This window comes from Pseudoalteromonas sp. S554, assembly GCF_005930865.1.
Taxonomy (GTDB): Bacteria; Pseudomonadota; Gammaproteobacteria; order Enterobacterales; family Alteromonadaceae; genus Pseudoalteromonas; species Pseudoalteromonas marina.
In genome coordinates this window covers 19,234-32,264 of record NZ_PNDV01000001.1, presented here as the reverse complement: position 1 = coordinate 32,264, position 13,031 = coordinate 19,234, and the positions used below count along the sequence as shown (strand labels likewise).

At 37.2% G+C, this 13,031-nt stretch carries 18 protein-coding genes; 10 read left to right on the top strand and 8 right to left on the bottom strand.

The annotated features are described in order from the left end of the window. Positions 1–178: 178 nt before the first annotated feature. From CWB65_RS00175 to CWB65_RS00160, 4 genes are read left to right on the top strand one after another with little or no spacing between them, the layout of a single operon-like run. Positions 179–1,681 carry a curlin gene (locus CWB65_RS00175; protein WP_008128501.1) on the top strand — a complete coding sequence of 501 codons (1,503 nt, stop codon included), beginning with the start codon at positions 179–181 and terminating at the stop codon, positions 1,679–1,681. A 43-nt stretch (positions 1,682–1,724) separates the two neighbouring features. Next, positions 1,725–2,120, top strand: coding sequence for a curli production assembly/transport protein CsgE (locus tag CWB65_RS00170; protein WP_006792600.1), 396 nt, complete (start codon positions 1,725–1,727; stop codon positions 2,118–2,120). Further along, positions 2,110–2,535: a curli assembly protein CsgF gene (locus CWB65_RS00165; protein ID WP_006792599.1), complete on the top strand. Its 426-nt coding sequence runs from the start codon at positions 2,110–2,112 to the stop codon at positions 2,533–2,535. Before CWB65_RS00170 ends, CWB65_RS00165 begins: the two co-directional genes overlap by 11 nt. Continuing rightward, positions 2,535–3,308 (top strand): CsgG/HfaB family protein, encoded by a 774-nt coding sequence (locus CWB65_RS00160; RefSeq protein WP_006792598.1) that lies wholly within the window; start codon positions 2,535–2,537, stop codon positions 3,306–3,308. Before CWB65_RS00165 ends, CWB65_RS00160 begins: the two co-directional genes overlap by 1 nt. Before the next feature lie 80 nt (positions 3,309–3,388). Here CWB65_RS00160 and CWB65_RS00155 read toward each other — a convergent pair whose 3' ends face one another. From CWB65_RS00155 to CWB65_RS00130, 6 genes are all read right to left on the bottom strand, one after another. After that, entirely contained in the window at positions 3,389–4,078 is a 690-nt protein-coding gene (locus CWB65_RS00155; RefSeq protein ID WP_138739532.1) for a helix-turn-helix transcriptional regulator, read from the bottom strand. A 273-nt stretch (positions 4,079–4,351) separates the two neighbouring features. Beyond that, positions 4,352–4,870, bottom strand: a complete 519-nt coding sequence (locus tag CWB65_RS00150; protein ID WP_006792596.1) for a hypothetical protein — start codon at positions 4,868–4,870, stop codon at positions 4,352–4,354. A 67-nt stretch (positions 4,871–4,937) separates the two neighbouring features. Next, a complete protein-coding gene (locus tag CWB65_RS00145) occupies positions 4,938–6,494 on the bottom strand; it encodes an EAL domain-containing protein (RefSeq protein WP_138739531.1) in 1,557 nt (518 codons plus the stop codon). 130 nt (positions 6,495–6,624) lie between these two features. Next, positions 6,625–7,245 carry an SGNH/GDSL hydrolase family protein gene (locus CWB65_RS00140; protein WP_138739530.1) on the bottom strand — a complete coding sequence of 207 codons (621 nt, stop codon included), beginning with the start codon at positions 7,243–7,245 and terminating at the stop codon, positions 6,625–6,627. Further along, positions 7,245–7,754, bottom strand: coding sequence for a DsrE family protein (locus tag CWB65_RS00135; protein WP_138739529.1), 510 nt, complete (start codon positions 7,752–7,754; stop codon positions 7,245–7,247). The genes CWB65_RS00140 and CWB65_RS00135 overlap by 1 nt, the downstream gene beginning before the upstream one ends. 66 nt (positions 7,755–7,820) lie before the next feature. Next, positions 7,821–8,294: a flavodoxin family protein gene (locus CWB65_RS00130; protein WP_039037509.1), complete on the bottom strand. Its 474-nt coding sequence runs from the start codon at positions 8,292–8,294 to the stop codon at positions 7,821–7,823. 78 nt (positions 8,295–8,372) lie between these two features. Between CWB65_RS00130 and soxR the strand changes: the two genes are divergently transcribed. The 4 genes from soxR (at position 8,373) to CWB65_RS19990 (ending at position 10,631) form a co-directional block, all read left to right on the top strand. Beyond that, complete coding sequence (soxR, locus tag CWB65_RS00125; RefSeq protein ID WP_058429932.1) at positions 8,373–8,834, top strand: redox-sensitive transcriptional activator SoxR; 462 nt, start codon at positions 8,373–8,375, stop codon at positions 8,832–8,834. A 79-nt stretch (positions 8,835–8,913) separates the two neighbouring features. Further along, a complete protein-coding gene (locus CWB65_RS00120; RefSeq protein ID WP_039037507.1) occupies positions 8,914–9,555 on the top strand; it encodes a hypothetical protein in 642 nt (213 codons plus the stop codon). Further along, on the top strand, positions 9,545–10,495 hold the full coding sequence (locus CWB65_RS00115) for a rhomboid family intramembrane serine protease (RefSeq protein WP_249365001.1): 951 nt from the start codon (positions 9,545–9,547) through the stop codon (positions 10,493–10,495). Before CWB65_RS00120 ends, CWB65_RS00115 begins: the two co-directional genes overlap by 11 nt. Next, complete coding sequence (locus CWB65_RS19990; RefSeq protein ID WP_239104516.1) at positions 10,458–10,631, top strand: rhomboid family intramembrane serine protease; 174 nt, start codon at positions 10,458–10,460, stop codon at positions 10,629–10,631. The genes CWB65_RS00115 and CWB65_RS19990 overlap by 38 nt, the downstream gene beginning before the upstream one ends. Before the next feature lie 57 nt (positions 10,632–10,688). On the opposite strand, the gene CWB65_RS00110 is transcribed toward CWB65_RS19990, so the two are convergent. Next, positions 10,689–11,075, bottom strand: coding sequence for a DUF1294 domain-containing protein (locus tag CWB65_RS00110; RefSeq protein ID WP_138739528.1), 387 nt, complete (start codon positions 11,073–11,075; stop codon positions 10,689–10,691). Between the two features lie 52 nt (positions 11,076–11,127). On the opposite strand from CWB65_RS00110, the gene CWB65_RS00105 reads away from it, so the two are divergent. After that, positions 11,128–11,658 carry a hypothetical protein gene (locus tag CWB65_RS00105; RefSeq protein WP_006794431.1) on the top strand — a complete coding sequence of 177 codons (531 nt, stop codon included), beginning with the start codon at positions 11,128–11,130 and terminating at the stop codon, positions 11,656–11,658. A 63-nt stretch (positions 11,659–11,721) separates the two neighbouring features. On the opposite strand, the gene CWB65_RS00100 is transcribed toward CWB65_RS00105, so the two are convergent. Then, complete coding sequence (locus CWB65_RS00100) at positions 11,722–12,264, bottom strand: carboxymuconolactone decarboxylase family protein (protein WP_006794430.1); 543 nt, start codon at positions 12,262–12,264, stop codon at positions 11,722–11,724. A 111-nt stretch (positions 12,265–12,375) separates the two neighbouring features. On the opposite strand from CWB65_RS00100, the gene CWB65_RS00095 reads away from it, so the two are divergent. Then, entirely contained in the window at positions 12,376–12,963 is a 588-nt protein-coding gene (locus CWB65_RS00095) for a TetR/AcrR family transcriptional regulator (protein WP_138739527.1), read from the top strand. Positions 12,964–13,031 lie beyond the last annotated feature (68 nt).

Here is a 13,031-nt window from a genome sequence, read left to right as displayed (position 1 = left end):
GATGATTTAAGAATTAACAATTCAAGAATACAGTGAATGTGCATTTAAAAAACGCAACACAACATTGAATAACATTTAGATCACAACTTTATACCGGCACGGCATGCTGGAAACGCGAATACTCTATATAAACAAAATAACGTAGGGCATTCGGTATTTTTATTTCAAGGAGAAAATAATGAAGTTAAATAAATCACTTTTAAGCTGTGCAGTGGCAATTGCAATGGGCACAAGCTTCTCTACCTTTGCAGATACAGCAACTAAATCTGGCTCAGTATCTGATTTAAGCACAAAAGTGTCTGTGCAAAGCACGAGCAATTCAATGGTACTTGCGCAAACCCAAGTAGGTAACACAGCATTACTGCTGCAAGATGGTGATGGCAATGCAATGCAGGTTACCACCATTGGTAATGACAACACGACCGAGGTATCGCAATTCCAAACAGGTAACTTTGTAGAAGTAACCACCGTTGGCGATAACAACGTACAAATATACTCTCAGGACGGTTTGTACAATGGTGCTTTAACTACAGTCACCGGCAACAATAATCAGCTTTATGTTTCACAAGAGGGCGAAGGTTTATTTTTTAACAATGAAGCAATTAACTCTATTGTGGGTGATGACAACATTGTTGATATTGAACAAGGTACAGGTGGTCATTGGTTTTACAACATGGACATGCAAGGCAGTGGCAATGAGCTAAGTGCATTACAAACTGGTGAATGGCATGAAGCTGTAATTACAAGCGCTACAGGCGACGATAATGCAGTAATGGTAGAGCAAGACGGCTTTTATAATACGTTCAGAGTGACCTCGCTACAAGGTAACGATAACGAGTTAGACATTGAGCAAGTTGGCGACCAAAATGCTGTAACACTTACAGAGCTTTACGGTGACAATAATGAGTTTGGTGTTGAGCAAGAAGGTGCAGACAACACCGTTAATTTCACAGCTATTGTAGGTAATGATAACGAAGTAGGTATAGACCAAGAAGGCTTAGCTAATAATGTTGATTCAGCTTTATTTGAAGGCGAAAACAACGAAGTAATGGCGATGCAAAATGGTGACTTTAATACAACAACTGCTGAGTTAATTGGTAACGACAACGAACTTACAGCCATTCAAAATGGTAGCGAAAATGAAGCATACATGGGCGTATTAGGCTCAGATAATGAATTTACAATTAGCCAATTTGGCGATGTTAACTCAGCTCATTTAGTAAACTTTAATGGCCTAGGAAATGATGTAAACCTTACCCAACTTGGTGAAGAAAACATCGCCGTTGTTGAATCATCTTACCCTGACGTTTCACTTACATCTAATGAAAACGACATCGAAATTACACAAGATGGCTTGCAAAATGAAACCATGGTTACACTTGCAGGTATTCTTGATAGTAACTTTAACCAAATTGATATTGCGCAAAATGGCGACTTTAACCTTATCGATATGATGGTTGAAGGCAGTGGCCACAGCATAGATATTTCTCAAGAAGGTGAAAATAACTGGGTTGTTGGTACTGAGCAATCACCGTTTTTAGTAGGTGGTGAAAACGTTACATTCAATGTAACTCAACTTGGTAATGACAACATTGTTGAGGGTGGTGTTATTGGTGTTAATAGTACTGTAACGGTTACTCAAATTGGCGACGGTAATACAGCCACAATTACACAAATGTAATTAATAACAATGAAGGGGAGCTTCAACTCCCCTATTTTAAACTATGAAAATAAATAAAAAAATCACTCTCCTGCTCTTACTCGCTTTGTATTTGGCCCCTCCAGGTGTTGCTGCAGATGAACTTGAAATTGATGGGCTGTTACTTGATAGAAGCATTAGCCGATTTGGGCATCAATTCTACTATGAATTTTCAAATTACTGGCGAGACTTACCTTCAACGGCTGGTTTTAACATTGAAATCAAAGAAACAGTAATACCTAAAGCTGGAACAAAGCTTACCTTAGTGATGAACAATCAAACTATATATGCAACCTATTTAGGGCGCAGATTAGAGCCATTAGATGCACGCGTTGAACAAGCGGTCTATACGGTTATTGATGCAATGGCTCGCTCAAACATGGCTACATCTTCTAAAGATATGGCTTTAAATGGATGGTAAAATGAAAAAAATAATATTTACAATAATAACAACATTATCCTTTTGCGCATCAGCAACTGAAATGGTTTATACCCCAATAAACCCAAGTTTTGGCGGTAACCCACTTAATGCCAATATGCTATTGAGTAAAGCACAAGCCCAAAATAAGCATAAAGCGCCTTCAATCGAAAAAGGCTATGCTGAACAATTTCAGGACTCACTTGAACGTACTTATTTAAACCGTATGGTACGTGAAATAACAGACATGGCCTTTGGGGAAGATATAGAAGACAGTATTTTTGACCAAGACTCAATTTTTATGAGTGGCGATTATCAAATTGAAGTCATCACCAGCACCGCTGATACCATTACAGTCAAAATAACAAATATTATTGATGACACCGTCGTGATTATTGAAGTACCGAGGTTTGGATAATGAAAAAAATAATAACAATAGCAATACTATTACTGCTAAGCGGTTGCTCAACATTAGGCAAATTAATTCCACCGTCACAACAAAATGCAATGAGCCTTGAGCCAACAGAAATATTCAGCGATCTAAAAAACTTACCAAAGCCAGCAGGCAGTATACCGGTTTCAGTTTACTCATTTAGAGATCAAACAGGTCAATACAAACCCCAAACAAATGTAAGCTCCTTTTCTACTGCCGTAACACAAGGCGCTAATTCTATTTTAGTACAAGCGCTTCATGAATCAGACTGGTTTACACCGGTTGAACGAGAAGGTCTGCAAAATATATTAACGGAAAGAAAAATTATTCGGGCAGCCCAATCAGAAAACCCAAACAGTGTTGAACTTCCTCCATTAACCACCGCTAAAATAATTTTAGAAGGCGGTATTATTAGCTACGATACCAACGTAAAAACCGGTGGTTTAGGGATGGAGTACTTTGGTATTGGCGCCTCTGAGCTTTATAGAGAAGATGCTATTTCAATATATTTACGCGCCGTAGACGTACGAACAGGCCAAGTGCTATTGAGCGTTGCCACCAGCAAAAAAGTACTAAGCCAAGAAATGAGAGCAGGCTTTTTTAGATATGTAAGCTACAAGCGCCTTGCCGAAGCTGAAGGTGGCTTTAGCGACAACGAACCCATGAGTATATGTGTTACTCAAGCAATAGAAAAAGCACTGACCGACCTAGTTACAAAGGGCATTGATAAAGGCTTATGGGCTCAAAAAGCAGCTTAATATTTTATTTAAAAAAACTAAAAAGGCTACATTACGTAGCCTTTTTTATGTGGTTTATGTTGTTATTTAGCCGCAATAAGCTACTTACTCATAGGTAATAATACCGCTACATAACGCTGGGCCCAGTTTGCAAGCTCTATTCTATTTCGTGAATTTGTTTTTTTGAAGGCACTATACAAATGAGTTTTTACGGTGTGATCACTTATATTAAGTTTATCCGCGATCGTATTATTACTCGCGCCTTGAGCAATTAAATGAATAACCGACTTTTCGCGTTTGGTCAGGTGAGCATAATCGTCTTGCTTTAATGTAATATCGTCTTTTAAAGAGTTAAAAGAAGAGGCAACTAATAAAATATCACTAAATGCTTTAGAAATTACTTTTCGGGTAAACCACAGTTCATCGGATGTGACCCTAACTAACCCCTTAAAAATAACTTCTGGCGCATCCGATTTATAAAAAACACCATTAACATGATTTAATAGTAAGTTTTTTTCGCAAACAGCCTCTTGCTCAACATTAAATAAAACAACCTTATGCTTTTTTGCTAAACAAAGTAAATCAGCAGGTAATAAATCAAGCCAGTTATTTTTAGCACCATCAATTAAATATAAATCAAACTTGTCGCGCGCGTCAGGTTTAGGCAATGCATCATCCATTTTTATATCACCAAAAATAGCCTGCATAGTTTTTAATATAATTGTGTAACTTTCACAGTGAAAAGAAGATTGAAAGGTGGTTTTAACAAATACGGTGTGCGGTTTTAGCATAGATTTCATCCTTGAAACTTTGATACTAGATTAACTAAAATATCCGAGGTTTACAATGCGATTTTAGTATTAAGAATAAAGAGAAAAAAGCAGCGAAAAAATAATACATATAAATAACAATAGCTTAAAAATTAATTTATACTATACCTCATATATTATACTGCTCTGATCTGTTGAGCATTACCTATTAGCTTTATCTCAATACTCAGTACTGAAAAATTATACTGAGCCGTTATTTAAATTTTCCATAAATAACGACCACACTTTAAAACGTTATATTTTTGCCTTTAATTTATTGAGCGCATCAACGGAGAAACCACGGTCGTAAAAATATAATATTTTCCCTGTGCTATCTATAAGAATAACGCGCGAATTGTTAGGACTTTGGTTACCAGTAAACTTTTGCACCGCTTCACCGTCTTTATAAATAGTAATAACACCACCCCATAACTCTTTAGGAATCCCTTTGCGCATACCATTATCAATAAACGTGCTAAACATTCGCGGTGCCATGCCGGCAATGGTAGGTAACTCATAGGTAGGGAGTGTTACACCTGCCATATCTAAACCGATTAACCAGCGATCAATATCAAACTGGCTATCTTGTTTATAGCCTATAAGCAGCAAGGTTTTTTCAGTGTTAAAATCACTCGGAATAACAAATTCTTTCTTCTCTAAGCTTTCGCCAGTAATCGTTGGAAATTGCTTTCCGACAACTTGCTGATTAGGGTATTGCGATGCGCAGCCAGTTATTAAGAGTAACAAAAGCATTGTAAATATTGATCTAATCATTCTAATTAGCCTGTTTTTATAATAAATTTAACTGTTTATACGCTTTAAAAAAGATCGTCGATCTTTTTTAAAGCGTTTGCTGTGCTATATACCGTTTAAATTTATCGACCTTCATTGGCCGGCCGTATTTCCAACCTTGCCCATAATGTACACCCGCGCTTTTTAACATAGCTTCTTGCTCAGTTGTTTCTATTCCTTCAGCTACACAGGTGTAATTAAACTTACGCACTAACTCCATTATATTAGGGATCATAGACGCCTTTAAACCTTGCGTGGCTATATCTTGTACAAAAGTTCGGTCTATTTTTAACTGGTGGAAACTTAAATTTTGTAAATTTCTTAAATTAGAATAGCCAGTACCAAAATCATCCAGCGACAAATTAAATCCAGAATCAACCAGCGTTCTAAAATGAGCATGTGCAATGCTAGTATCGAGGTACTCGTCTTCGGTTATTTCTAGGCAAATAATAAAGCGTGAATTAATAAGTGCAGGTTCTTGTGTCAACAGCGATACATTTCCAAGCTCTACATCGCAAGGAAATATATTAATAGACACCTTAAAACCCGTTGGTAAATCGTCCAACTCTGTAAGCTCTTTAAGTACTTTCGCTACCATTGCTTGAGTAAACGACCACGTTAAATTATTTTTTCGTATCACCGGAATAAACTCATCGGGGTAAAGTGGCCCGTATTTGTCTTCAAAGCGAGCTAGCACCTCACAACCAATTACTTTACCTGTGTGCAAACAAATAATAGGTTGGTAAGTCCAATAAAATGAGCCCTTTGTTAAGCCTTTACGCACTCTATTATTAGTAGAGCGACGAGCGGCAATTTGATAATCCACTATTAGCGCGCTCGACACACCCGTTAGGCAGGTTAATATAAGAGAAATAATCAGCAAAAATTGATTGTCAGCGAAAAACTCACTCCATGGCGTTCTAACCGCAACGCAATATCCAGTATTTTTATCGCTGCACATAAGTGCGGTTTCAAACGGTATTTGTTTGTGGTTTGCAAGCTCTTTACTCAAGCCGCTTTTACCTGCCAAATGAAATGAATCAGAACCTGTTTTATACGTTATTTCCCAGTACGGTGCTGCAATGTTACTGCGACTAATGGCTGCAGTATCCATAATTAAATTATAGTTACCCTGCCTAACTATCACGACTTGCATTATTCGTTCTTCAAAAAGTAAAATTTTTAACTTAGGCTCAAACCGAACTCTGATGTTATTGTCGTTTTTACTTTCAAGATTGTTACGAATATAGTCGGGGGTTCTATCGTTTATTGGGTTTTTTAGTACACCCGAACCTGTGGTACAAACAAGCTGATTATTTTTAAAAAAGCCAATATCTACAACATACTTGGCATCAAAAAGTGCACGTCGCATTTCAAGTAAGTTTTCGTCGCTACACTCAGAGAAGTTTAATGCATTTAAAGGAAAAAGAATTTGGCGTCGCTCGCTTACAGCTGCGTCTATGTGGTTAACAATTTGCTTTGCATCTTTATGTATTGCAGCCGCTAATTTTTGCCCTGCAAAATACAGTAAAACGAGGCTACCTACCACAAAAACCAAAACACCGGTTAAAACTGCAATTAATGACTTTTGTTGGTATTTTTTCATTATGTCCTTATTGCCTATAAAGCATTCACTATCAGTGTGTTCTCCATCATTGCATAATCAGCCTTAAATGCAAATAAGCTCACAATATTCATAGTAAATAGCGTACTTATAATTTAAGCGTTAGCGTTAATTAAGCATCAACTTCATTTATTAAATTACACACTAAACCCGCTATTTTAGCATGGCTATTGGCTTCTATATGTACCCCATCAATGGGTGAAACAGAAACGATTTTTTGTAAATCATAAAAGTTGGCATTTTTAATACACGCTACATTTTCAAACTCTTTACTCAAAGCTAGGTTTTTACTCGGTGCGCCCTCGTAAACATGTTTATATTGCCCTACACAACTAACATAGGGTGGGCTCAATATTATGAGCTTGGGTTGTTTATTCCCATCGTAAAACCCTTCAATACCGTCTATTAAATTAGCCAAACCGTTCCCTATTTGCTCAGGCGTTAATTTAAAGCGCTTTTTTAAATCGTTAGTACCAAGGGCTATCACTATAGCAGTCAAAGAGTGCGCTTCTAAAAGCGGTTTTAAATAACTTACCCCCGATAAGTCCCCATTAAATGGTGGATTATTCACAAGCGTACGATTAGGCTGCCCTGCTTCTATAATAGCAAATTGGTCACCTAGCCTTTCTGCTAATACCGACGGCCACCTTACTTTTTCCTCAAAACGCTTTCCCGTTGCGGGGTTTAACCCCCACGTATTTGAGTCACCAAAACATAAAATAGATTTTTTCATTAAAATGGATTCAAAGTGTAACCTTGCTGCTGAAGTTGAGCATGCGCGGTCATAGCAGATAAAGACATGGTAACGCCTTGTATAAGCTGTTTAGGCGTTACTTTAAAGTGAGTAGCCGACTGCCCGCAAACAAATACCTGCGTGTTATTTGCCAATAATTGTTTTATTAAGCTCGCGTTTTTATTATCAACGTTAAAGCGTTTTTTATATTCATCGTTCGATAGCACATCTACACTTGCACCACCATGTACAACTAATGCTAACTTAATGTTCTCTGGTTTAATGCCATGTGCAACATGCATATTTATAAAGCGGGCAAGTGAGTTCATCGCATTATTTTGCTCGCCTTTTTTAGCGCCATCGGCCACATCAAACGCTATTTTAAATTGAGTCGAATCATTAATCGCTGCATGCTCTGGTACTTTATAGTAATAACCAAAACCGTTAATAGGTTGCTCATTAGCGAAAGATAATGGGCTTAACAACAAAAGTAATAGTAAATATTTCATAAACAATCCTTTGGCTTTTTTAGTGTATAAATAAAGTACCAGATGCTTTGTACAAAAGGCAGTTATTCACGATAAAGTGTGCGAACTTTTATGGTGATGCGTTAAAAAACGCATGCCTAAATAACTAAATGTGTTTTTAAACATCGCAACAAAAGCATCTGGCGCCTCACTCGACGACGCATTAGACAGCAACGAAAAATCTTTACTGCGCAGTAAACGCAACTTTGGTTTTAAATGTTCGTCATCCATGTAATCGGTAATTCTGTCTATGAATGTTTTCATTTGTGTTGTGGTGCTATACCAATACACTGGCGAAGCAAATACCCAATGGTCGTAATTTAAAAGTGATTCAAAAAGCGAGAAAAATTCATCATCAGTATATTTTTTACTGTAACTGTAAGGCGGTATTTTAAATTCATCTAAACACACAACATGCAGCTCATTTTGCTCAGCAAAACTTTTAACATGTGCGGCTGTGTTACCATTTTTTCGTGCCGATGAATAAATAATAACGGTGTTACGACTAAGTTTTTGTTGCATTTTTCCAGCTCCTTTTTTAATGTTGAAGGGAGCTTAAAACCTCAAGTTATATTGAGGTCAATACATGGAATAAAATTAATGTCTGCTGAGCAAAAAAAGCTGATCGACGCCACTTTAACAGTAGGTTACGTAGCAAAAAGAAGTGGTGTAAAAGTGTCTACATTACACTTTTACGAAACTAAACATTTAATAAAAAGCTGGCGAAACAGCGGCAATCAACGCCGCTACAAACCCGACGTACTTCGCCGAGTGGCCGTTATAAAAGCAGCACAAGCCATGGGCATTTCGCTAGACGATATAAAACAAACACTTGCCTCACTCCCCGATAACCGCACGCCCACTAAAAAAGATTGGTCTGCGCTTTCAAAACGCTGGCAAGCTCAATTAGATGAACGCATAGCGTATATGCAACGCATACGCGACCGCGTAGATGGATGTATTGGCTGTGGGTGTTTATCACTTAAAAGCTGCCCTATTTATAATAAAGACGATCATTTAGGGAGTGAGCAAAGTGGAGCAGTGTTGTTAAAAAGTGGTTAAATCAAGCAATGTGATTAGTGAAAAAAACTAGTGACATGAATATATTTCGCTTCAAAGGAAGTAAAAAAAGGATTTTGCAGTGAACCCCACAACTCCGTCATCTCAAAGTGAGCCCAAAAACCCTGCGGCCACTCAAAAACTAGCTCAAGCACTTAAAACAGTTGATAACAAAGAGCTAAAAAGCACAGGCTTTTGGTTAAATCAACTTTTTATGGTTATCTCTACCATATTTGGCGTGTATTTAGCCGCTCAAAGTGGTTTAGAACAAGCTTTAAAATTTGATTCTTTTAGTAAAATGGAAGACAACTATTATCTACGGACTTCTTTATTTGATGAAGTTAACGATAACGTAAATGCCGTTGCGGAATATGCAGAGCGCTTAGCAAAAAGCCCACCAAAATCTGAAATGGAATTTTTTAAACCTACTTTAGAGAAGTACATATGGAAAACAATGCAGTTTTCACGTACTACACTTGAAACACCCAGTGAGTTTTTAACTAAAATTCGTCGGTTTTATTCTCGAGCAGACTTTGTAATCAATGCAGCAATATCAAGGAAAATGTCAGCTAAGCAAGCCGCAATTGAACTAAAAAAAATTACTCATTTAATAAAAGATGAAACATTACCCGCATTAAAACAAAATGCTGAACAGTTAAAAATGGAATTAAAACAAAATGATATTTCTGTTGGATCGCTAAAGGAGCTAAAAAATGCCAACTAAACACTGCCCACATTGTAAAACACACGCTTTAGAAGCTACAAACTACCAAGGTGAAGAAATAGACATCTGCCGCGAATGTGGCGGCCTTTGGTTTGAAAAAAATGAAGTTAATCGCATGATTGACGAAATCAACGATGGTCCTGTCGGTGAGAAATTTGAAACCAGCTTTGGTGATTCATTAGGTATTTCAGAACTTGACTGTCCTGATTGCAATAAAAGCTTGGAACGTTTTCATCTTCTAGAAGATTTTCATACCGAAATTGATATTTGTAGGCATTGTGATGGTACCTGGATTGATAAAGATGAGCTTGAAAGCGTTAAAAAAAGTCCAGAATTAAAAGCTTTTCTAAACGAGCTAAATCAAAGAACAAGCTGGAAAACGTATTTTTTTCAATTTTTAACTCAAATGCCTGTTGAATATAATATAAAACCTCAGCGAAAAGCATGGGTCACTTTCAGTTTAGTAGCACTCAACACATTAATTTTTGCTTTATACTTTTTCAATAGTGAAGCATTTGGCTTCGCCATTGAGTTTTTTGCCATGACACCGTCAGATATAAGTGAAGGCAATAAAGTATGGACACTACTCACTTGTATGTTTTTGCATGGCTCAATAATGCATTTGCTAGGGAATATGTATTTTTTATATGTGGTAGGTGACAACTTAGAAGATGTTTTAGGACACAAGCGCTTTTTAATCTGGTATTTAGTGTGTGGGCTAATAGCTTCTCTCTCTAGTTACCTTGTTAGCCCAACATCAGCAATACCTAGCGTAGGTGCAAGTGGTGCAATTGCGGGCTTATTTGGTATGTACTTAATGTGGTTTAGGCATGCCAGCCTCACTTTTATGATTATTATTTACCAGAAAAAACTGTCTGCTGCTTGGTTTTTTTGCAATTTGGTTGATTATAAATATATCTGGTGCGTTAAGCGGCCCTGATGGCATTGATTATGGCGCACATATTGGGGGCTTTATTGCCGGGTTATTGATTGGCTATTTTTTAAAAAATAAAATATTAGAACAAAACCCTATTATTAGATTACTTAACCAAAGCGAAGCACAGTTAAAACGATAATGTTGTGATTCAATCATCGCCCCACTGATTTAGTTGTTTTTCAGTGGGGTCGTTTTTTTAAAAGCTTGCCTTAGCTATTTCCAAATACCCAAAAAACTCTAAAGCAAAAAAATATAAAACTATATTTAATAAAATGCACACCCAAAGTACCGTTATAAAACGCTTTTTTTGTGATTTATGACGCAACAATTGCTGAGCAATTAACGCCCCTGGCCAGCCCCCACATAGTGCTAATAAATGAAGAGTTCGCTCGCTCGTACGAGTCACTTTTTTATTTACCGACTGCTTAGCTTTGTGTTTATCCCACGCATACATAATAAATGTTATGGCACTAATAGCAGTTATATAAGTAGGCGCCAAAATAGTTACGCCCCACTGAAAATGTACAAACCATACTATGGATATAAAAAGTAAGGATAGAACTATTAAGATTTTCTTTATCAAGTAATTATCGCCTATACTGGTCTGTATCAATTCAAATAATAAGAGAATAATTATGACATATTTTAAAGTGCTATTTTTTACTTTGTGCTTTTTAGCTTTTACAACTCACGCAAAAGAACAACCACTTAAACTTGATAAACACCTTAGTGTATTTCAGCCTTATTTAGGCTCGTGGCAAGCTGATTTTGATGTTGCACCAGGCACTAAACCAGTTCAAGACGTAGGCTTATGGGAGCGTGCGCTTAATGGTAAGGCAATAAGAACAAAACACTCTATCAATGAGGGTGAATATGGTGGCGAGTCGATGATTTTTTACGATAGCAAAAAAGACTCACTAGTTTTTTATTATTTTACAACAGCCGGTTTTTATACAAAAGGCACTATAAAAGTACTCAGCCCTACGCAGTTTGTTGCTTACGAAGAGGTTACAGGTAGTAAAGAAGGCATTACTAAAGTGAAGTCGACCAGCGATTTAAAAGATGGGAAATTGGTTGTGTCTACCTCCTATTTAAAAAAAGGTGAATGGACCAAACCAGAGTCACGCATTTATACGCGTAGCAATCAAGCCGTAAAATTCAAATAGCTCCCGGTGCTTACGGCACAAAAAAGGCAGCTTTCGCTGCCTTTTTTGTTAATTATAACGCGATTATTTTGCGAATTTTTTAAATGGTTCGTCCACTGGCGTATTTGCTAGGTGGTTAGTGTAGTTGCTCATTACCTTTTGCGATAAACCTACAATAATCTCAAGTAGTTGCTGTTGACCGTAACCCGCTGCAAAAAACTTTTCTATTTGCTCGTCACTAATTACGCCACGTTCACGCGTCATAGCCAATGTTGTTTCACGTAATGTTTCGAGTTTTGCATCTGCAAGCGGTGTTTTATTCACTAAAGCATCAACAATACCTTGGTCAACTTTCATTGACGCTGCAATGGCACTGTGTGCTGGTACACAGTAATGACAGTCATGTTCAACGTTAATTGATTGCCATACCACTGTTAACTCTTCTGCGTTAAATGAAGTGTTTTGAAATAATTCGTGAAGTACTTGGTAACCTTTTAATAGCGTTGGTGCTTCAGCCATTACTGCGTGTAAATTAGGTAACATGCCGAATGCAGCAACTGAATCGGCTAATAAAGGTTTTGACTCTTCAGGTGCATTTTCTGCTGTATATAAAGTAAATTCTGCCATTGTTAGCTCCAAAAATAAGTTGTTTAAGTAACGTCGAAGCACATACTATTTGATTTTGAGCGACTGCTCAAGTTAAAATTGAGCAAATGTTCAAATTAATTGAGAAACAGCATGGTCAACAAAGTTAAATTTGAGCGCGAGACTGTTGTCCGCCTTGCCAGTCAGCTATTTTGGGAAAAGGGATTTAATGCCACTTCGACCCGCGATCTACAGGACGCAATTAATATGCGCCCAGGTAGTATCTATTCTGCGTTTGGCTCAAAGGAAGGGTTGTATATTGAGTCTTTAAAAAATTACACCATGCAAATAGAAGATCAAATAAAAACGTGTTTATTGGCTTCGCCTACTATTATTGGTGGTTTACAAACGTTTGTTGAAAACGTCATCATTAAAGATAAAAAAAATGCCCCGAGCGCTATTTGTATGCTAGTAAAAGCAAATTGTGAGTTTGCCGATGAAGACAGCTGTTTGTATTCATTAAGCCTTGATTTATCAGACAAATTTGAAGATTATTTAAGCGATTTATTTGCACAAGCCATTGCGCGTGAAGAGCTAAAAGGTGAGGTTAGCCCAAAAGACTATGCTCGCTTTTTTAAAGTGCAATTTACAGGCCTACGCGGCTATTTTAACCGCCCGGGTGTTGAAGAGCTTGCACAACCTATGATCGATCAAATGTTTAAAATTATGAAAACGCTGTAAACTAAACAACTCAATTAATGAAAAAACGGCGGTAATATAATTACCGCCGTTTTTTATTTTTAGGAATT